17 protein-coding genes and 2 pseudogenes are annotated in these 20,689 nt (G+C 52.2%); 12 read left to right on the forward strand and 7 right to left on the reverse strand.

The features are described from left to right. Window positions 1-6: 6 nt before the first annotated feature. Together C8P63_RS06815 and C8P63_RS06820 are read right to left on the reverse strand one after the other, a co-directional pair. Entirely contained in the window at window positions 7-1,389 is a 1,383-nt protein-coding gene (locus C8P63_RS06815) for a YjiH family protein (RefSeq protein WP_108022597.1), read from the reverse strand. A gap of 44 nt (window positions 1,390-1,433) precedes the next feature. Further along, complete coding sequence (locus tag C8P63_RS06820) at window positions 1,434-2,300, reverse strand: MurR/RpiR family transcriptional regulator (RefSeq protein ID WP_245920753.1); 867 nt, start codon at window positions 2,298-2,300, stop codon at window positions 1,434-1,436. 261 nt (window positions 2,301-2,561) lie between these two features. Here C8P63_RS06820 and C8P63_RS06825 point away from each other — a divergent pair, with 261 nt between their 5' ends. Beyond that, on the forward strand, window positions 2,562-3,608 hold the full coding sequence (locus tag C8P63_RS06825; protein WP_245920754.1) for an MBL fold metallo-hydrolase: 1,047 nt from the start codon (window positions 2,562-2,564) through the stop codon (window positions 3,606-3,608). Between the two features lie 461 nt (window positions 3,609-4,069). On the opposite strand, the gene C8P63_RS06830 is transcribed toward C8P63_RS06825, so the two are convergent. Further along, window positions 4,070-4,888, reverse strand: a complete 819-nt coding sequence (locus C8P63_RS06830) for an SPL family radical SAM protein (RefSeq protein ID WP_108022600.1) — start codon at window positions 4,886-4,888, stop codon at window positions 4,070-4,072. 87 nt (window positions 4,889-4,975) lie between these two features. After that, the gene (locus tag C8P63_RS06835; protein ID WP_108022601.1) at window positions 4,976-5,689 is read right to left on the reverse strand and encodes a 2OG-Fe(II) oxygenase; all 714 of its coding nucleotides are present in this window, start codon (window positions 5,687-5,689) and stop codon (window positions 4,976-4,978) included. A gap of 419 nt (window positions 5,690-6,108) precedes the next feature. Here C8P63_RS06835 and C8P63_RS19015 point away from each other — a divergent pair, with 419 nt between their 5' ends. The 4 genes and pseudogenes from C8P63_RS19015 to C8P63_RS06850 all read left to right on the forward strand — a co-directional run. Then, window positions 6,109-6,258, forward strand: coding sequence for a hypothetical protein (locus C8P63_RS19015; protein ID WP_170109537.1), 150 nt, complete (start codon window positions 6,109-6,111; stop codon window positions 6,256-6,258). Between the two features lie 263 nt (window positions 6,259-6,521). Beyond that, a complete protein-coding gene (gene nhaC, locus C8P63_RS06840; RefSeq protein ID WP_108022602.1) occupies window positions 6,522-7,943 on the forward strand; it encodes a Na+/H+ antiporter NhaC in 1,422 nt (473 codons plus the stop codon). 284 nt (window positions 7,944-8,227) lie between these two features. Further along, window positions 8,228-10,267 carry a phospholipase D family protein gene (locus C8P63_RS06845; RefSeq protein WP_108022603.1) on the forward strand — a complete coding sequence of 680 codons (2,040 nt, stop codon included), beginning with the start codon at window positions 8,228-8,230 and terminating at the stop codon, window positions 10,265-10,267. Window positions 10,268-11,077: 810 nt separating this feature from the next. Next, window positions 11,078-11,563, forward strand: a pseudogene (locus C8P63_RS06850) (zinc-binding dehydrogenase); the annotation flags it as partial. Between the two features lie 49 nt (window positions 11,564-11,612). Here the strand turns inward: C8P63_RS06850 and C8P63_RS20000 are convergent. From C8P63_RS20000 to C8P63_RS06860, 3 genes and pseudogenes are all read right to left on the reverse strand, one after another. Beyond that, window positions 11,613-11,693 (reverse strand): annotated as a pseudogene (locus C8P63_RS20000) (helix-turn-helix domain-containing protein); the annotation flags it as partial. Window positions 11,694-11,705: 12 nt separating this feature from the next. Continuing rightward, window positions 11,706-11,966, reverse strand: a complete 261-nt coding sequence (locus tag C8P63_RS20155) for an AAA-type ATPase lid domain-containing protein (protein ID WP_483869520.1) — start codon at window positions 11,964-11,966, stop codon at window positions 11,706-11,708. Then, window positions 11,885-12,394 (reverse strand): sigma 54-interacting transcriptional regulator, encoded by a 510-nt coding sequence (locus tag C8P63_RS06860; RefSeq protein ID WP_108022604.1) that lies wholly within the window; start codon window positions 12,392-12,394, stop codon window positions 11,885-11,887. Before C8P63_RS06860 ends, C8P63_RS20155 begins: the two co-directional genes overlap by 82 nt. Before the next feature lie 340 nt (window positions 12,395-12,734). Between C8P63_RS06860 and C8P63_RS06865 the strand changes: the two genes are divergently transcribed. The 7 genes from C8P63_RS06865 (at window position 12,735) to C8P63_RS06895 (ending at window position 20,614) form a co-directional block, all read left to right on the forward strand. Further along, window positions 12,735-13,619 (forward strand): FAD binding domain-containing protein, encoded by an 885-nt coding sequence (locus tag C8P63_RS06865; protein ID WP_108022605.1) that lies wholly within the window; start codon window positions 12,735-12,737, stop codon window positions 13,617-13,619. Then, the gene (locus tag C8P63_RS06870) at window positions 13,616-14,143 is read left to right on the forward strand and encodes a (2Fe-2S)-binding protein (protein ID WP_108022606.1); all 528 of its coding nucleotides are present in this window, start codon (window positions 13,616-13,618) and stop codon (window positions 14,141-14,143) included. The genes C8P63_RS06865 and C8P63_RS06870 overlap by 4 nt, the downstream gene beginning before the upstream one ends. Further along, window positions 14,124-16,475: an aerobic carbon-monoxide dehydrogenase large subunit gene (locus C8P63_RS06875; RefSeq protein ID WP_108022607.1), complete on the forward strand. Its 2,352-nt coding sequence runs from the start codon at window positions 14,124-14,126 to the stop codon at window positions 16,473-16,475. The genes C8P63_RS06870 and C8P63_RS06875 overlap by 20 nt, the downstream gene beginning before the upstream one ends. Before the next feature lie 157 nt (window positions 16,476-16,632). Next, entirely contained in the window at window positions 16,633-17,673 is a 1,041-nt protein-coding gene (locus tag C8P63_RS06880; RefSeq protein ID WP_245920755.1) for an XdhC family protein, read from the forward strand. Window positions 17,674-18,081: 408 nt separating this feature from the next. Beyond that, window positions 18,082-18,582, forward strand: coding sequence for an SRPBCC family protein (locus C8P63_RS06885; protein WP_170109538.1), 501 nt, complete (start codon window positions 18,082-18,084; stop codon window positions 18,580-18,582). A gap of 29 nt (window positions 18,583-18,611) precedes the next feature. Further along, window positions 18,612-19,475 carry an AAA family ATPase gene (locus tag C8P63_RS06890; protein WP_108022609.1) on the forward strand — a complete coding sequence of 288 codons (864 nt, stop codon included), beginning with the start codon at window positions 18,612-18,614 and terminating at the stop codon, window positions 19,473-19,475. Beyond that, complete coding sequence (locus tag C8P63_RS06895; RefSeq protein ID WP_108022610.1) at window positions 19,463-20,614, forward strand: vWA domain-containing protein; 1,152 nt, start codon at window positions 19,463-19,465, stop codon at window positions 20,612-20,614. Before C8P63_RS06890 ends, C8P63_RS06895 begins: the two co-directional genes overlap by 13 nt. Window positions 20,615-20,689 lie beyond the last annotated feature (75 nt).

Raw genomic sequence — 20,689 nt, forward strand, 5'->3', positions numbered from 1 at the left:
TGCCTCTCAAAACAGAATATGGGCGATTGCCGTGATGATCGGAAGGGTGATCAGAGTCCGTTCCAAGAAAATGATGACCAGATCTTTGAAGTGGATGGGCAATTTGGAGCCCAGCAGCAATCCACCGATTTCCGACATATAGATCAGCTGGGTAACCGAAATACAGGCGATGACAAACCGGGTCAGCTCACTCTCGATTCCGCTGCCGACCACGGCGGGGAGGAACATGTCGGCAAACCCGAGGACCATGGTTGGGGCGGCCGCGGCGGCTTCGGGGACCTGCATCGCCGATAACAGCCAGACAAAGGGATAACCCAGTAATTGGAAAACCGGAGTGAATTCAGCGATGATCAGGGCCACCGTTCCGATGGCCATGACGACAGGAACCACTCCCGCCCACATTTCGACAACGTTTTGCAAACCTTCTTTTACAAGGGAAAGGATGCGCTTGTTATTCCGGGCTTTTGTCACCGCCTGATCGAGTCCCCATTTCAGGTTGGAGCGCAAGGAAGGACGGACTTCTTCCGTTTTGTATTCCGCCGCTTCATACGGGGTGTCGGGTTTCCTTGACAAAGGGGGGATCCTCGGCATGATGAGGGCGGCGATCAGTCCGGAAAAAATAATGGTCAGATAATAGGGAACAAAGTAGGGCTCCAGCTTCAGATAGGAAATCACCACGATGCTGAAAGTGATGGACACCACGGAAAAGGTGGTTCCGATGACCGCCGCTTCACGCTTTGTATAGTATCCGCCTTCATACTGCTTGGTGGTGATCAGAACCCCGATGGTCCCGTCTCCCACCCACGAAGCGATACAGTCCATCGAAGAGCGTCCGGGCAATGTGAACAGCGGCCGCATCACCTTGGTCAGTAAAGCCCCGCACAATTCCAACAGGCCGAAATTCAACAAAAGGGGGAGAAAAAGTCCGGCCAGAAGAAAGATGGAAAACAACAGCGGCACCAGATCGTACATCAACAGTCCGCCTGTGTTGTCGGAATAGACCCAACCGGGACCGAACCGGTAAAGCGTCATCACCGCGAACACCATTCCGAGAAACCGGACGGAGAGCCAGAAGTTGCTGATGTTGAACAGATTGAAGAGGAAAGATTGTTTCTTGAGAAAACCGGAGGGAAGGGTTCTCACCAGGATGGATCCGGCCACGGACAGGACCATCATGTAAGTCATGACAGTGGGTAACCATGCTTCGAAATGTTGGTTGATGAGATCCGCCACAAAAGCGATCGGGATGGTGAGACTCTCATTGGAAGGGATCGGAATCATGAATAAGAGGATTCCGAGCACGGAAGGAATGATAAACCACAGATAATCCCCCGGGGAAAAAGAAAGGACCGGCCCTTCTGCCCTCTTCTTCTCAGCTGCTTCACGCATGTTTTTTCACCTCATTTCATCCAAGCGGATGGGTTGTCAAGCCGTCACTCCAGAAATGTTTGCTGACGGGTATACATCTGTTCAAGCTTTTTCTGCCGTTGACCGATCTGCTCGGAATCCCGCTGGTGAAATCCCGTGATGATCAGGTCCATCAAACTGATCACCGAGGCGATGGAGTTGAACCCGGATGCCATGTTTTCTTCCGTGATCAAAGTAAGGTCGGAGATTTGGCCGATCGGGGACAGCGGTCGATCGGTGATCGAAATCAGTTTGACCTTTTGTTTTTTTGCCTGCTCTCCCATCAGCTGTGCTTCTTTGGTGTAACGGGGAAATGAAATCACCACCACCGCGGAATCTTCGTCCAAGTCACACATGTGCTCCGGTAGAAAATGAGTCGGTGATGTGATCCAAACATTCTCCCTCAGCTGGCTGAGTGTGTAGTAGAACCAATAGGCGGCGGCGAAGGAGCTGCGGAATCCTCCGATGTAGACCCGATTGGCCCGGATCAGCGCGTCAACGGTTTTTAACACCTTTTCCGTGTTCGTCTCTTCCAAGAGCTTGTCCAGGATCGATTTTTCTGTTTGGATCACCCGTTGGAAGGAACTCTCCACCGTTTGTCCTCTTGGTCGTATGACTTCATCGTCATTGTCTTTGTCCATCTGCTTCCCGGCTAACAACTCCTGGCGTATGGTGTTTTGCAATTCAGAAAATCCGGCGAATCCGAGAGCAAAGGCAAAGCGGATGACCGTGGTTTCACTCACGCCGGCTTTTTGTCCGATCTGATAGGCCTTCATCCATACGGTTTCTTCCAAATGGGAAACGATAAACTCCGCGACTTTTTTTTGGCCGGAAGAAAGTGTGGAAAATTTCGCTTTGATCAAATCGGAGATCGGGGTCCGGGTCTTCTTCATCATGCCACCACCGTTAGATGCAGTTTATGCTTCGTAAATAAATTATAATGCAGTTTATGCTTCGAAGCAATCACAAAAGGCAGGGGAAGGCTGCGATTCCCGGGAACGACGTGGTTTCCACCTGGCCGAGCTTAAGATGGACCCCCTTCTTTCTTCAACGTGGGATGAGAACGCTTGGCTTCTCCGGCCCCCCAGATGTAAAATAGTGAATGAATGACTATTCACTCAATATTTGCGTTGCTGAAAGCGGAGGTGTTATGTTTGAGAAGTTGCATTCAAAGGATTCAGGGTATTCATTCGTTTCAAGTTCCCACTCCCTTCCCCGTTGGACCGGTCAATGTTTATCTTATCGAAGATGACGCCTTGACATTGATTGATGCGGGACCGAAATCGGAAGCCGCGTGGACCGCCCTGAAACGTCAACTGAAAGAGGTCGGGTATGTTCCGGAGGATATCGATCAGGTCGTGTTGACGCACCACCACGTGGACCATGTGGGACTTTTGGACTACCTCGGACAAGAGAGCCCTATCGATGTGTTGGGACATTGGCGAAACGAGCCTTGGATCAGCCAGGACCCCGCCTTTTTCGAAAACAGCTGGGCCTTCTTTAAAAAACTGTATCGTTCATTCGGCGTGGAGGAGCGGTTTCTTCCCTTTCTGAAGCAAATGTTCGAGGGTATTTTCCGATTCAACTGTCAGACCGGTTTAGACACGGTGTTGAAAGAAGGGGACGCTGTGCCGGGGATGACGGACTGGAGGGTGATGGAGACGCCGGGACACGCACAAAGCCACATCGCCCTGTACCGGGAACGCGACGGGGTGATGATCGGGGGAGATCATCTTCTCGCACACATCTCCTCCAATGCGGTCATGGAACCTCCCTACCCGGGTGAAGCGGAACGGCCAAAAGCGTTACTCCAGTACCGGGAATCCCTCAGAAAAATGCTTCCGCTGGATTTGTCCCGCGTGCTTACCGGTCACGGGGAAGAGGTGACCGGTGTGCATGAGCTGATTGGACAACGGTTGCAAAAGCAGGATGAACGCGCTACTGCCATTCGGGCTGTTTTGGATTCGGGGCCGCTTTCGGGCTTTGACATTTGCAAACGATTATTTCCGTCCAAGTACGAAAGCGAACTGTCACTGGTCCTGTCGGAGACCCTCGGCCACCTCGATTTGATCCAATCGCGGGGAGAGGTGAAAGTGATGGAAGAGAACGGGGTCTGTTACTACTCAGCTGTGTATTGGTTCCATGAAGGAACCGGGCATATGCCATTCTCTTCGAAAAGACGGAATTTACATGACCAATAGAAGTGTTGTGATGGATTGTCAGGCTCAGAAGAAGGGAAGCGTTTACCCGAAACAGCGACTTTGCTGTCCTGCCCGGCGGAGAATCAGCCAGCAAGGGGCGTTCAGGCAAAAGCTTCTCTGTGTTGCATTCGCAGGTGTTCGCCCCTGCCCGCAGCAGGAAGATTCGGTGCGGACAGTCCATTCATCCCTGCAGGACAGCATAGCGAGACCGGGGAGCGCAAGCGACCCAGGCGAGACTTATGCTCTGTGAGTGCATAGCGAGACCGGGGAGTGCAAGCGACCCAGGCGAGACTTATGCTCTGTGAGTGCATAGCGAGACCGGGGAGTGCAAGCGACCCAGGCGAGACTTGTGCTCTGTGAGTGCATAGCGAGACCGGGGAGTGCAAGCGACCCAGGCGAGACTTGTACTCTGTGAGTGCAAAGTGAGCGGCTTTACCGCCGCTCACTTTTTCACCATACTTCTAAGGCAAGAACCCCTTCTGACTCAAATAGAGTTGTTCATCGGGGAATACTTTTTTTAGTCTGTCATAGACGATCCGATAAGCTGACCGATCATACCATTCTTCCAAACCCAGTTCTTCGTACATCGAAAAAATACCCAAATTCCCGGTTCGTTTTCCTCCGCTGCCGTCTCCCATGAAATAATCGTCGACACAGACACGGTTGACCAATTTCTTTAACTTGACCGGAAACTGTTCACTGCTGGGCAACACCGGGGCGATCGTCACTTGAGTCGGCACCCCTTTATCGGCCAAAAGTTGCAGCGCCTTTAACCGAGCCTCAATCGGCGGGGCACCCGGCGTAAAATGTTTACGTATATCTTCCCGGTCTGTTTCAATGGTCATGCTGACCCGGACGCGATCCTTTAAAAGAAGAAACAGATCAATATCTCTGCATACCAGAGGGCTCCTGGTCTGCACGAATAAAAAGTCCGGTTGATTCTCCACCATGACTTCCAGCAAGGATCGGGTTATTTTCTCCTTGTACTCGACAGGTTGATAAGGGTCGGTGCTGGATGACATAAAAATCGTCACTTTCCCTTTACTCTTGGCTCTCTTAAGCTCTTTGCGCAGGATGTCTGCCGATTTCTTTTTGATGTCCACCCAGGTTCCCCATTCCTCCTCACGGAATATCGAAACAGGCATTTGGCGCACATAGCAGTACGAACAACCAAATGAACAACCCGTATAGGGATTGAGAGAGTGGCTATAACCGGAAAGAAATCCTGTTCCTTTATTAAGGAGTCTTTTTGGGTATTTATAAAAGAACTTGCTCTTCATGCGGAATCCTCCAGAGGTTTTACACTGTACAGGGTCCGTACATTCGTTTTGAGGGTTCGATTTTACTTTCAGTATAGCGCCCGGGCATCACTTCGCGTCATGGAAAATAATACCCAAGCTGTATCTCGTACCCGAAGTGACGGTGCTGACCCCGTGCCGAAGTCGGGTTTTATAGTAACCGCGCTTTCCGGAAACAGGACGATGATGGGTGGGAAAGATCAGTCCGGATCCTTGTTCCAATGTAATCACATGTCCCCTGCTTTGTGCCCTTGGCCTTTGTTCCACCAGCATAAATTCCCCACCGGTGTAATCCACCCCTCTTTGATTTAATGCGAATACCACCTGGAACGGAAAGAAAATGTCACCGTATAAATCCTGATGCAGACAATTGTATCCACCTGCTTCATACTTTAAAATCAGCGGAGTTGGCCGTACCTGTCCCTGCTGGTGACATTGATTGAGAAATTCCTGTAGATCAGATGGATAGATGGCATCATCTCCGAGCCGCTGCAGCCACCGATTCGCCGTTTTTGCCAGTTCGGGGTAAAAGCTTGTGCGCAGTTGTTGCAACAAGGGCGGAAGAGGAGATTGAAAATATTTGTACTCTCCTCTTCCAAACCGGTATCGGGTCATATCAATCGTGCTTCGAAAGAAGGATTCCTGATCATACATATTTATGATTTCGCGGCACTGATCCTTGTCCAATAAGGAAGGAATCAAAGCATATCCATGCTCGTCCAGCGATTGTTGCAACAACTTCCAGTCCAAAGAAGCAACGCGTTCCGTGATCGGATCAGGCATAACGGATTCTCCCTTGCATGTGCTTTTTCATCACCCGAGAAAGGACCATCATCCATTGGATATCGGCACCAAGAGCGGCTCCAACTTTTTCCGCCCTTTAATATTCTCTATGTTCGTCTGTTTTTATTCATTGGTTTCAACCGGCTGATAGGGTGGGTCCAGCCCACCAAGGGGATGCCCCCTGTCCGGGTTTGCTGTTATTAAAAGCCTTCCTGCCCAATGTATCATTAAACCATTCAAGCCAAGTGGAGCAATCTACCTGGCTTTTTTTATTCAAGCACATCCAGCACGATGATCCGTTTAACCACCAGTCCTATTAACGCATCATCATCAACTCCAAATATTGTAAATCAGTTTGATTTGTTTGTCCATTAAGGTAAAATATAGGAAGGAAATTGTACGACGGAGGACGACAGACGATGTTCAAACAGATCCTATTCCAATTGGTATTTGCCATTTTCACCCTGTTCGTCGTTTTGTCTCTCAGTGTGTTAGGCGTGGATGCGCTCATGGCCTATCTGGGGGATCATCCAACCATTGTGGACGCATTTTCCACGCTATTTTCATAAAGTCGTAACTTAGGGACTTGAGATTAAGGTAGATGAAATATAATGGGGCGCGCATTTTAGCTGAAACGTTGCTGAATGCTTGAGAGCTTGTTCTTTTGCAAGATAATACCTTTTCATATTTTTCTAACAAAAACAAATTGACGATCGGCACAAGAACATTTATTCTTACCCTGCCAACGACTATTAAACGACAATTACCCAAATTGTATTAAAAAATTAGCAACGAAAAACGCACAACAGAGATAAGGGTGAGAGGAATTACTATGAAAAAAGAGATGAAATTCAGTATTGCAATTATTCCGCTCGTCGTTATGATCGTTGTGATGGCGATTACTGTTATTAAACTCGAGCAAGGGCCTCATATTCCACTCATCGTTGGAACCATAGTTGCTGCTCTTGTCGCATGGCGTTCCGGGTTTAAATGGAAAGAGATAGAAGAGGCAATGTATAAGGGGATTCGCCTCGCACTACCTGCTGTTGTCATCATTATGCTCATTGGTCTGACGATCGGTGCATGGATTGGCGGCGGAATTGTTGCCACAATGATTTATTTTGGTTTAAAAATGATTACACCATCACTCTTCCTCGTTACGATGGTAATCATTTGTGCAGTTGTATCTTTAGCCATCGGCAGTTCCTGGTCAACGATGGGGACAATTGGGGTTGCCGGTATGGGAATTGGATTAAGCATGGGCATTCCTGCTCCAATGGTAGCTGGTGCGATCATTTCAGGAGCTTATTTCGGCGATAAAATGTCACCACTTTCAGACACGACAAACTTAGCATCAGGCCTGACAAACACAGATTTATTTGTTCATATTCGCCACATGCTTTTTACAACGATTCCAGCTTTCGTCATTACGTTAATTGTTTTTGCGATATTAGGAAGGAACTTTGGAGAAAATCGGATCGATTCAACAAAAATTGATCAAACGGTGCAAGTATTACAGGACAGCTTTGTTCTTTCACCTTTTTTATTAATCATTCCAGTGCTTGTTATTGTTTTGGTGGCAAAAAAGGTTCCTGCCATTCCGGCATTAATCGTTGGAATTACCCTTGGCTTTTTGGCTCAAATAGTTGTTCAAGGAGACTCCATTTCCGAAGCAGTTTCAGCACTCCAAAGCGGCTATGTGATTGATACCGGAAATAAAATGGTGGACGACCTTTTTAATCGCGGTGGCTTGGATTCCATGATGTACACCGTTTCGATGGCGATTGTAGCAATGACTTTTGGTGGTATTCTTGAGAATACAGGAATGCTGGAAGCCATTGTGAAACAAATTTTAAAGGTTGCGAAATCCGCAAAAGGATTAGTCGTTTCGACAGTTGTCTCATGCTTTGCAACCAATGCGTCTTGTTCTGAGCAATATATTTCGATCATTATTCCATCTCGGATGTATGCAAAAGCATACCGTGAAAAAGGATTGCACTCAAAGAATTTATCTCGTGCGCTTGAAGATGGTGGTACATTGACATCCGTTTTTATTCCATGGAATACATGCGGAGTCTTCATTTTTGGTACGCTGGGTGTCCACGCGTTTGAATATGCACCATATGCCGTTCTGAACTTTACCGTTCCGTTGATTTCGATTATTTTTGCGATCACAGGTTTAACAATGACAAAATGGACAGAATCTGAAATCATCGCACTGCAAAAGGAAGAAGAAGCTAAATTGAACGGTTAATAAGGAAAAAGAACTTGATATTGGTTCAGACGTTCCAATCAAAGAAAGGAAAGTTCGAGCTTTAAAACTTTCCTTTTCGTTATTTATAGACAGTGTGCCAGCATGGGAGGGAAACATCTTGATCACCTCATTCCAGCGTAGCCGAACGGGTGATCGATGGAACTGGGGATGGGTGGGGAAAGTTACGAGGTCACCTGGAGTGCTTTATTCAAAGAATTCTATTAAACAAAAAAGTATCATTTATGATATGGTTAATATGAGTTTGGTGCAGGGAGGGGGATCAGATGTCCTTTCTTCAAGTTGTGAAAGATGGACAAGTTGTTTCGATGGATAAAAAGGCTCTTTTTGATACAGAGAGATATGATTATCTGTCTGCTGTTACTTACGTTGCCTCCCCTCGCTATTTTTTCGAGGCCACACAAGGTTTCTCATCCGTTCATCTCATTCTGGGAATCGAAGATCGGGAAAACCATCAATCATTTACCGACGGACTTTATAAGCTGGCCAGTCAAGATGAACGGGCAAAATTTTGGAATTCCCTCGATCTGCCGACCAAGGAAAAAATGAGAAAGGGCCAATACTCTGTTCGCTTCAGTTCAGATAAACCGATTCACTCAAAGATCTATCTGTTAAGTCACTCCCAAACAGAAGAGACCCGCCTGATTATGGGATCCGCCAATTTCACCCCCCATGGATTTGGGGAGGGAAACCAATTTGAAGACGTGATGGTCTTTGACAATGACCCACTATATGCCGTTTATAAAAAACGGTTTGATAAAATTCAGGAAGAAACGATCGATTACATACCGGATTTTATCAAGAAAGAGAAAAAACCGGAAGAAATTCTTCTTGTCGATCCCGATTTGAAGACGAACTGGACCATTCAAGAAATGACGGAGTTGAGAGACAAAAAAATCGCGATACCCGAAGAGACTTGGGAAGCCCTGCAAAACCGTCCTCAAGAATTGGATAAGGAAAAGAAAGAAGCTCAGGATCGAATCCAGCTTCTTAAATTAGTCATCCAAAAAGATTCTAAAAATAAGACAATCAAGCCTGCCACGGTGAAGATGCTGCAGAAGAGACGGAATAAAATCACCGCGACCGTTACAACGAAATACCAAGACAATGAAGGACTGGACAATCGACAGCCTGTTTTATTTGACCCAGGGACCTCCCAGTTATATGTCAAAACCGAACCAGAAGAAGGCGAAACGGAACCCCGTTTAATCCCATATTCCAAACCGGCCACAAAAGAGGAGATTCACCATCAGCTGTCCTTGATCCATCAATTTATCGATGCGTATCAACGCTTCACCGTTGAGAAAGAGGTGGAGAACCAAAAGCGGATCTTTGAAGCCATCCTTTATGGGCTAACATCGCCTTGGATGTGGAAGATTCGGGACCATTACGCCACCATGGAAGGGAGCAACAGTGCTCGTTCCGATTTTCCAGCTTTCTTGATCCTTGCTGGAATGCCCCGACAAGGGAAAACGGCTGTGATCGAATTTCTCGGCATGATGATGGGATGTGACCCCCATTACCGTTGGTACACCGATTTTAAGAGTGAAGTTCATCTCCGAAGTTTTTTTGAGTCCGAATGGATCATGCCGTTACTGATCGATGAAATCCCCGATCGTTTCTTCACCGGAAAAAGAGGAGAAGAGCTGATCAAACACGTTAGCAATCAAATGTTCAACAAGCACCCGTGTATGATCGGAACGACCAACTCGACCAAGTTCCATTCCTCACCGCAAAACATTCGCAGGATCTATTACCTTCAAATCAACAACACCTTCCCCGAAGAGAACTTAGCCGAATCCCGACGATATTTAACCCGAGTTCAGTCGGAACTGAATGCTTCGTTGTTCAAAGATGTGACCTATCGGATGGGACAAAAGATCAAAAACGATGAACCCTTTTACACACTGGATGATCCTCTGTCTGCGACCCGACAAATCTTTTTGGACTATTACAACAAAGTCGGGTTGGAAGTCCCGCCGTATTTCCCTTACCATCGGTTTTCGGACTATAAAGAACGCCAACGAAACACGTGGAGGAACCTGTATCGTCAGTTCAGTGAACACTTCCAGTTGATCGACGGGGAAGAAGATAAAATGGTAATCAATATTCACGATTTTCCAGGAACGAAAACCGATTTACAACAGAAAGTAAATCTGCTGCCCGTCGAATGCATTGCAGACAATCAAGACCTGCTCATTGTATGGACCGATCGCTTTTTCAATTTTATCGGGATGAAGAAGCCTAAACTCAGCCTTTTGCGTCGGATTACGTTAGGAATTAAAGGATCGCTGATAAAACAATAGATAATCAGAAGATTAAAGGCTTTCGAAGACGGCCTGGAAAGGGCCATTTTTTTATCCACGGATCATCGATGGTTGAAAAAATAAAAGGGAAATCTGTCCAGATGAATCCGAGACACTCCCGGAAGCCGTCGATGGAGATGCTCCTGCAAATCATTATCACGGTATCTGGAAGATCAGGTCCTTGGAAGTGGTGTGGATGAAGGAAACAATCGCGTATTCTCCTTACTTGTGTAGGTGGTAACGGTTTGTGTTCTGATCGCACGAAAATGACCCGTACATGCTTGAAAACTGGGCGGGTCACTGTACGAGTCGTCTGGGATCACGCCCGTAAGGCGTGGCCCGGTATCCCTCACACTCATAAACAGTATGCTCGGTTGTTGAAATCAAACCCCTAACCATAAGGAAATGGTCAAAGTTTTCTTATTTAAACCGCCTTCAATCCTTATCAGAAAAAGGTTATATCAATCTCACAAAGCTTAATTGCTTGTATACGATAGGAAAATTAGACTTCAGGGGCCCGGCAATCCCCGGGGGAACTAATTGTAGATTTTTAGCTTGCAGGTTCTGACCCGAAGAATACATAGGATAAACAAATTGTTCATAGAGTAGTCAAGTTGTTCATCCTTTTAAACAGTTTGGGAAAACACGGTGTGTATAAGCTTGTTGTGTCGTCGTTTATTAATCCCTGCCTTTGGTATGATTTTTGCTCTTTTAACTAGAGCGACTGGTTAACATTGCTTACCAAATCTTAGGGAGGGGAATGGTTTGCAGTTGTAGATGTCAAACCTCTGGTTAGTGAATTTTTGACGGAGTCTCGGGGCCCAGGTGATCGCCGTCGATATTGACGATCAAAAGCTGGAAATGGCCAAGCAAGAAGGGGCAATAGCAACCGTCAATGCCAAAAATGAAAACGTCCCCGAAGCAATTCAAGAAATTACAAAAGGCGGTGCACATGTCGGACTGGATGCGTTGGGCATTAAGGATACGGTTCTCAACTCGGTCCTGTCCTTGCGAAAAGGTGGACGTCATGTACAGGTTGGACTTACCACGGCAGAAGAAGGTGGTTTTGTGTCTCTGCCCGTTGATCTCATTACTGCATTTGAAATTGACTTTGTCGGCAGTATCGGCAACCCACACCCTGATTACCAGGGTCTGTTAAATTTGGTTGCATCAGGTCGGCTTAATCCAAAAAGATTGGTTGAGCGTGAAGTCAGCTTAAATGATGTCAACGAAGTGTTCGAAAATATGACACAATATAAAACGAAGGGCTTCAATGTCATCACTAAATTTAGTTAACTACTTTCAAAGAGGACCCCTGCCGGATTTTTTCCTGCAGGGGTCTTTTTTAACGGAGACCGTATTGTTTAAGCCGTTTATACAGAGTGCCACGGGAGATACCCATGATTCGAGCTGTTTTTGAGATATTGTACTTGGTTGATTACAGAAGCCTGAGGATATATTCACGTTCCTTGTTTGGTTTTTCTTTCTCTATTCTCATAGACTCGTTAAGGGGGGGATCGGCGGAGCAGAGCTCGTCTTCCAAAATGGATGGCGGCAAATGTTTCAACTGGATAACGGAACCTTCTGTAAATAATAAAGCATACTCTACAGTATTTTTCAGTTCACGCACGTTGCCAGGCCAATCGTAATGTTCCAATCTGTCGATTGTTTCCGGTGCAAAGACGTGGGTTTTCTCCATATTTTCTTTTTTTCAAATTGCCGCATAAAATGCTCAGACAGAGCAAGAATGTCCTCTTTTCGTTCTCTTAGTGGCGGGACAGTAAATGAAATTATATTTAATCGAAAATAGAGGTCGGAACGGAACGTTCCTTCATGAACCGCTTTCCGTAAATTTTTGTTTGTAGCGGCAATTAAGCGAACGTCCACTCGGCGCAATTTTTGTTCACCAATACGTGTCAACTGTTTTTCTTGTAAGACTCGAAGTAGCATCGATTGGGTCGGAAGGGGGAGTTCGCCAACCTCATCCAAGAAGAGGGTGCCGCCGTCTGCGCATTCGAAGAGTCCTGCTTTTCCTTCTTTCAATCCACCAGTGAACGTTCCTTTGCCGTAACCGAGAAATCCAAGTGTCATCTGAATAATAGGAAGCTTCGTAGTACCTCCCCCCATACAGACGATACTCTTGGGTCCAATGGGTGCTTCCTCTTGTAGACTATTATAAAGACATTAAATGATAAAAGTAAGAAAACAAAGGAGTTACATCCCAAGGAATAAACAGAAGAAGGTGGTTTTGTGCATCGCCCGATTTACGAAAAACTGGATTGGGAAGCCTCATTTTTTATACGGGATCTCGATTCTTCACCCTTGCTTGAAGCGAAGGATACAGTTCTCTGTTCAACAATCTGGATCGCTATTGACTTGTAACTTCCCTTGTGTAAATTTATTGACTTAGTATTATATTCTGATTATTATAGAAAGGGAACAAATCCCAATCAAAGGAGGTTTCGCGTTGTTTCCCAACTCATTTGAGTATATGGCCCCCACCACTTTGGCGGAGGCGGTGGAACTGATGCAGCGGCACGAATACGACGCGAAAGTGCTCTCAGGCGGACAAAGTCTGTTGCCGATGATGAAACTGCGCATGGCGGCGCCGCCCATCCTGATCGACATCAACAGTATTGATGAACTGAGAGGGTGGAAAGAAGAAAGCGGTTTCCTTCGGATCGGAGCGCTGACCCGACACTCGGAGCTGGAAAATGCGGTGGAGTTGCGGGACCGCTACCCGCTTTTGGCTGAGACCGCCGTCTGGATCGCCGATCCTCTGGTGCGCAATCGGGGTACGATCGGCGGCTCGCTGGCCCACGCCGATCCGGCTTCCGACTGGGGGGCGGCCATGTTGGCCTTGCATGCCCGGGTGGAGGGGATTGGGTCCGGGGGGGAGCGGCAGATTCCCATGGACGACTTTTTCGTGGACACGTTCACCACGGCGCTGGAGGAGACCGAGATCGCCACGGCGGTACTTGTTCCGAAGCCGGCGGGTCGGACCGCCGGACGGTATCTGAAGATTGAACGGAAAGCCGGTGACTTCGCGATCGCGGGACTCGCCATCCATGTGGTGCTGGCTTCCGACGGAACCGTCGCCGAGGCGGGGTTCGGCATCTGCGCGTGTGGTCCGGTTCCGCTGCGGGGGAAGCGTGCGGAGGAGTACTTGCTGGGCAAGAAGCTGACGCCGGAGACGATTGATGACGTCTCCCGCATGGTCCCGGAAGACGCCGATCCGGAAGACGATCTGCGCGGGAGTGCGGCTTATAAGCGCGACGTTCTGCGGGTGTTCGCCGAGCGGGGTTTATCCGATATCGCGAAAGAACTGCAGGGAGAGGGGGTAGTGGGATGAAGATCCAGCTTCGCATCAACGGGCGGACAAAGGAATCCGATGTCGAGCCGCGGAAGCTGCTGGCCTACTACTTGCGGGAGGATCTGGGACTGACCGGCACCCATATCGGATGCGATACGACCAACTGCGGCGCCTGCACGGTACTGCTCGACGGCAAGGCGGTCAAATCGTGCACGGTGTTGGCTGTTCAGGCCGATGGATGCGATGTGATGACCGTCGAAGGGCTGGAAGGGGAGGACGGGCTGCATCCGTTGCAAACGGCCTTTTGGGAGGAACATGGTTTGCAGTGCGGCTACTGTACGCCTGGCGTGCTGATGTCCGGCTACGCTCTGTTGCAAAGCAACCCACAGCCGTCGGAAGCGGAGATTCGGTCGGGGATTTCCGGGAACGTCTGCCGCTGCACGGGATACGTGAACATCGTGAAAGCCATTCGATCGGCTTCGGCGAAGTTGGCCGGTGCGGCCGACGATACACCCTCTGAATCAGCCAAGGAGGTGGCGGCCAGTGGCAAAAAGTCAGACTGAGTTGCGCCCACTGGGCAAGTCCGTCGGACGCAAGGAGGACCCTCGCTTTATCCGCGGCATGGGCCGCTATATCGACGACATCGTGTTGCCCGGCATGCTGTACATGAGTTTGGTTCGCAGCCCCTACGCACATGCGCGGATCAAGCACGTGGATCCTTCGGCGGCGCTGGAGGCACCGGGCGTCAAGTTGGTGATCACCGGTGAAGATCTGGCGGCCATGGACCTGGCCTGGATGCCGACCATGGCCGGGGACAAACAGATGGTGCTGGCGACCGGGAAAGTGCTGTACCAGTACCAGGAAGTGGCCGCGGTGATCGCCGAGTCCCGGGAGCAAGCGGAAGATGCCGCGCAGCTGGTCGACGTGGAGTATGAACCGCTCCCCGCTGTCGTTGATCCGATCCAGTCGCTTGACCCGGACGCGCCGGTCCTGCGAGAGGACAGGGAGAAGAAGTCCAACCACATTTTTCACTGGGAAGCAGGCGACAAGGAGGCGACTGAAGAACTGTTCCGGAACGCGCCGGTGGTGGTCAAGCAAAATGTGCGCTTTCCCCGTGTCCACCCGTCGCCGTTGGAACCGTGCGGCTGTGTCGCCGACTACCAGTCGTCGACCGGAAAACTGACATGGTACGTGACGTCCCAGGCTCCCCACGCGCACCGGACCGTCCTGTCGATGGTCAGCGGCCTGCCGGAGCACCAGATTCGCGTGATTTCGCCGGACGTCGGGGGCGGGTTCGGCAACAAGGTCCCCGTTTATCCCGGATATGTTTGCGCCATCGTGGCCTCGCTCAAACTGGGCCGTCCCGTCAAGTGGATCGAATCGCGTACCGAAAACATCAGCAGCACCGGCTTTGCGCGCGATTACCACATGACCGCCGAAATTGCCGCTGAGGAGGATGGACGGGTGTTGGCGCTGCGGGTAAAGACCATTGCCGATCACGGGGCCTTTGACGCCGCGGCCGATCCGTCCAAATTCCCGGCGGGGCTGTTCAGCATCGTGACCGGTTCCTACGACTTCAAGGAGTCCTTCGTTGAGGTCGACGGTGCCTATACAAACAAGGCGCCCGGCGGGATCGCCTACCGCTGTTCGTTTCGCGTGACCGAGGCGGCGTATTTGATCGAGCGTGTGATGGATGTGCTCGCCCGCCGTGTGGGCGTCGATCCGGCGGAGCTCAGGAAACGCGACTTCATCCGCAAGGAACAGTTTCCGTACCAGTCGCCGACGGGCTGGACTTACGACAGCGGCGACTACGAGAAAACCCTGGATCTGGCGCTGGAGAAAATCGGTTACGAAGAACTGCGTAAGGAACAGGCGGAAAAGCGGGCCCGCGGAGAACTCATGGGTATCGGCATCTCCACTTTCACCGAGGTGGTCGGTGCGGGGCCGAGCCACACCTTTGACATCATGGGAATCAAGATGTTCGACAGTGCCCAAATCCGGCTTCATCCGACAGGCAAGGTGCTCGCCCGCCTGGGGGTCCGCCACCAGGGACAGGGGCATGAGACGACCTTTGCCCAGATCATCGCGGAGGAGTTGGGGCTGAGCACCGAAGATGTCCTGATCGAGGAGGGGGATACCGACACCGCCCCCTACGGATTGGGAACCTACGCCAGCCGCTCCACTCCGACCGCCGGTGGTGCCGCTGCGCTCTGCGGCCGGCGGATCCGTGATAAGGCAAAGAAGATCGCGTCACACCTGCTGGAGGCGGGGGAGGACGACGTGGTTTGGGATGGCGTTTCGTTTTCGGCCAAGGGGTTGCCAGACAAGAGCGTGACGATGAAGGACATCGCCTTCGCTGCCTACACCAATGTGCCGGAGGGCATGGAGCCCGGGTTGGAAGCCACGTACTATTACGATCCTCCCAATCTCACCTTTCCCCACGGAGCGTACATTGCGGTCGTCGACATCGACAAGGGAACGGGAGCGGTGAAAGTTCGCCGTTTTCTCGCGGTCGACGATTGCGGTAACGTGATCAACCCGATGATCGTCGATGGACAGGTGCACGGCGGGTTGACGGAAGGCTTTGCGATCGCGTTCATGCAGGATATCCCGTTCGATGAGGACGGAAACTGCCTGGCACCGAACTGGATGGATTACTTGGTTCCGACCGCGCTGGACACCCCGCACTGGGAGACGGATCGGACGGTGACGCCCTCACCGCACCATCCCATCGGGGCCAAGGGGGTCGGCGAATCGCCGAACGTCGGTTCGCCCGCGGCTTTTGTCAACGCGGTGGTGGACGCTCTGGCGCCGCTGGGGGTGGAGCACATCGACATGCCCATCTTCCCGTGGAAGGTATGGGAGGTCCTGCGTGAGCACGGAGTGAACAAGTGACGGCGGGAACATAAGGAAGACGCCGACGGTCACGGCTTCAGACGGAACCGATTGGTGACGGCCACCCCCGGGGTAGTTTCCCCGGTCGATCGGCGGGAATCCGGCGGTGATCCGGTGCTGGAGCGGTGGGGTTCACAGAAAAAGGCGGGGTAAGGAGGTGATCTCCGGCGGGGGTCTTCCCCTGCCGGTTCACGCGATGAACACGTTACAGAACGAGATTCGCTTGTTGGAGGAGCATCGGGAACCTTACGCCGTGGTGACCGTGGTCCGTCGAGTCAGACCCAGCTCGTCCACCGTGGGCGACAAGGCCGTTGTCACTTCCGACGGTCGCATATTCGGTTTTGTCGGAGGTCAATGTACGCACGGGTTGGTGACGGATCAAGCCCGGCAATGCCTCGAAACGGGTCAGAGCCAATTGCTTCTGATCACCCCGCGTCCGCCCGCCGAGGCGGAAGAGGGGGTGACGGTTTTGCCGATGACTTGCCAGTCGGAGGGGGAGGTGGAACTGTTCATCGAACCGAAACTGCCGGATCCGCTCCTGCTCGTGATTGGAGATTTTCCGATTGCCTTGGCACTGGAGGAGCTGGCTCCGAAATTCGGGTGGTTTCCCCGGCGGCTGGCGTTGGAACAAAATCAGGCGAATGGAAGCGACCCGCTGGAACGTTTGAAACGAGGCGTGTCGGAGGTGTGCGAACCCGACATGTACGCCATGGTGGCAACGATGGGACTGTACGACGGCGACAGCCTGCGGATGCTTCGGGATTATCCGTTGGCTTATGCCGGGCTGGTCACCAGTCCGAAACGCTGGCGTTCGCAGCGGGAGGAGTTGATCCGCACGGGAGTATCCGCTGAGTTTTGCGATTTCGTTGACGCGCCGGCCGGTCACGATATCGGCGCCGTGGGACCGCAAGAGATCGCACTGAGCATTTTTGCGCAGATGATCGAGCGGCGGCGCCGCCAGACGGATGTTCGTTACTTTCCGCCCTCCGGTACGTCAACCTCGGAGACGGTTGCCGGGGGGACTGTGTCCACATCCACGGGGTTGGGGACGGGGATCGATCCGGTCTGCGGGATGCGTGTCGATCTCGACAATACAGCTTATCGTACGGAGCACGACGGAAAGACGGTTGGGTTCTGCTGCCCTCACTGTTTAAGTAAATTTCAACAAGATCCGGAAGCATACGCGATCACCCGCTAGAAGCGTTGTGATTGATTGTCAGGCTCAGAAGAAGGGAAGTGTTGACCCAAAATAGCGACTTTGCTGTCCTGCCCAGCGGAGAATGAGCCTGCAAGGGCGTTCAGGGGCAAAAGCTTCTCTGTGTTGCATCCGCAGGCGTTTGCCCCTGCCCGCAGCAGGATGATTCGGAGCGGACAGTGCCTGCATCTCTGCAGGACAGCATAGCGAGACCGGGGAGTGAAAGCCGACCCAGGCGAGACTTGTGCTCTGTGAGTGCATAGCGAGACCGGGAGTGAAGCGACCCAGGCGAGACTTGTGCTCTGTGAGTGCAGTCGGAGCGGCTTTGGGTAAATGCTGCCGCTCACTTTTTCACAACGCTTCCAGAGAGGGCGGGGTGCGTCTGACTGTTTCCGGCGAGGAGGTAGACAGGTGCGTACGTATCAAGGAGACTTTTTCATCGATTTGCCGCGTCCGACGGTATGGGCGTTTGTAACCGACCCACACCAGATGGGGTCTTGTATTCCGGATCTTTTGCAGTTGGATGTGGAGAGCGAGACCCGCTTTCGCGCGCTTGTGCGGGTGGGTGTCGGGCCCGTGAGGGGAAAATTCAACTTGCAGACCGAATTGACCGTAACCGAGCCGGAAAAGTCGGGTGAGCTCTCCATCCGCGGCGGGGGGATGGGCAGCCGCGTCGACATGAAGACGAAGCTCACGCTCAGCGACACGGAAAACGGGGGAACGAAACTGGATTGGCGCTGTGACGCCGTGATCAGCGGGCCGATCGCCAGTATCGGCGGCCGGTTGATTGATAACGAAGCCAAGAAGATCACGGAGAAGATGTTCGCCAATTTGCGCGAATCGCTTTCGTCCGTATCGAAGCAAGCGGCTGCAGCGTCGGCGGATACGGAGGAACCCGGGTCGACGGACTGACTGCCTGGGGTCGTACGGAGGGATCGACCGTGGACGACCGCGTGGAGAAGTTGCGAAAAAACTTGCATGATGCGAATTACGTAGCCGATGAAGGACTGGCCACGGTCCTCCACTTGGCACATCGGCTGAACCGTCCGTTGCTGTTGGAGGGCCCGGCCGGTGTCGGCAAGACCGCACTGGCCAAGGCGGTGTCGACGATCCGGGAGGTCGAGCTGATTCGTCTGCAGTGCTACGAGGGGTTGGACGCGGCTCATGCCCTGTATGATTGGGACTACCCGAAACAGCTGTTGCTGACCAGGGCCACGTTATCCGATGAGGCCGGGGAGACGGCGCCGGACATCTACACCGACACTTTTTTGATCGAACGGCCTTTGTTGCGTGCTTTGAAGACGACTCCCGCCCCCGTTCTGTTGATCGACGAGGTGGATCGGGCCGATGAAGAATTTGAAGCTCTGTTGCTGGAATTTCTGTCAGAGTTTCAGATCACGATTCCGGAACGGGGCTCGTTCCGGGCCGAAGTGCCGCCGACGGTGATCCTGACATCCAATCGCACGCGCGACCTGTCGGACGCGCTCCGAAGGCGCTGTCTCTACTATTGGGTGGATTATCCTGATGTGGAACAGGAGGCGGCCATCATTGCCCTTCATGTGGCCGACGTGGCTCCGACCGTCACCCGCCAGATCGCGCGCGGGGTGCGCCGGTTGCGCAAGGCATCGTTGCTCAAGCCCCCCGGTCTGGCAGAGTCGATCGATTGGGCGCGCGCGGTTACCGATCTGACCGCCGGAGAACTGGACGAAACCGTCAGCCGCCTGACGCTCGGGTGCCTGTTGAAGACGCAGGAAGACATGGAACTGGTGAGAGGGAAGGGGCTGGCCTTGTTGTGGAACGCGTAGATCTTTCCGGACTGACGGGGCTTACCGCAGCGGCGATTCGTCAGGTGCGGGATTTTGCCCCTTTTTTGCGTCAACACGGTTTTCGCGCGGGCACGCCGGAGACGTTGACCGCACTCAGGTGCTTGGCGGAGGCGGACCTGTCGATGCCGGGGGAACTTTTTGTTGCGCTGCGCTCGGTCTACGCCCGCTCCCCTGCCGAGTGGAGGTCGTTTCCGCATTTGTTTGAGCGCCACTTTTTGAATCGGGGACCCCGGTTGGAAGAAAAGAAACGGGTTCAGGTTGAGGATCGTTCCGGGAATTCGGGTGGTCCGGCTTTGATGCAGGATCGCCCGCCCACCGTGAGTTTCGCCATGCAGCCGGGATCCAGTCCGAGTCAGGGGGAACGCTACGCCCTGCAGGCCGACCCGGATCGGTTACGGGAGGTGATGGCCGTCTCCAAGCGGGCTTTGCAGCAATTCGACAGCCCCCCGGGGCGACGGTATCAAAGCGGCGGGTGTGATCGGGTGGACCTGCGCGCGACGATCCGTGAGAGCGTCCGTTACGCGGGGGAGCCGCTTCGCCTGCGTTGGCAACAGGTTCGTCCGGACCGGCCGTCGGTGGTTCTCTTGATCGACATTTCCGGGTCGATGAAGGAGCACACCCCGTTCATGACCGCCCTTGCGTGGTCGTTTACGCGCTTGCGACTGCGTTGCGAGGTGTTCGTCTTCTCGACCCGGCTCAAGCGTGTCACGCAACTGGTGGCGCGTAAAGCCGTGCAGGGGATCCCGGTGTCGGAATTGACAGAACTCAAGGGCGGAACGCGCATCGGGGAAGCGCTGGAGGAGTTGCAGCTCAGGTACGGCGGTCTGCTGCGGCGACACACTTTCGTGATCATCGTGTCGGACGGGTTTGACGCCGGCCGACTCGAACGCCTGCGTTCCGCCATGCAGGGGCTCTCCGAACGGGTACGGCACGTGGTATGGTTTAATCCCCTGCTCGGCGATCCGGGCTATGAGCCGATCTCGGGTGGCATGTCCACCGTGATGCCGTACATCCATCGACTGGTCGATGTACACGACCTGGACAGTTGGCGGAAGGCGGTGGAGGGTCCGATTTTCCGGCCCCTCTTCTTGCCTCCGGCACCTGGTCCGAACAGGTAAGCGGCGTCTGGACAGGGGGACCGTGACGGGGTCCAATTGGAAGATCAAAGGGAAGTGGGACTTGTGCGATTGGGA

The sequence above is a fragment of the Melghirimyces profundicolus genome (assembly GCF_003054245.1).
In the GTDB taxonomy this organism is placed as follows: domain Bacteria; phylum Bacillota; class Bacilli; order Thermoactinomycetales; family DSM-45169; genus Melghirimyces; species Melghirimyces profundicolus.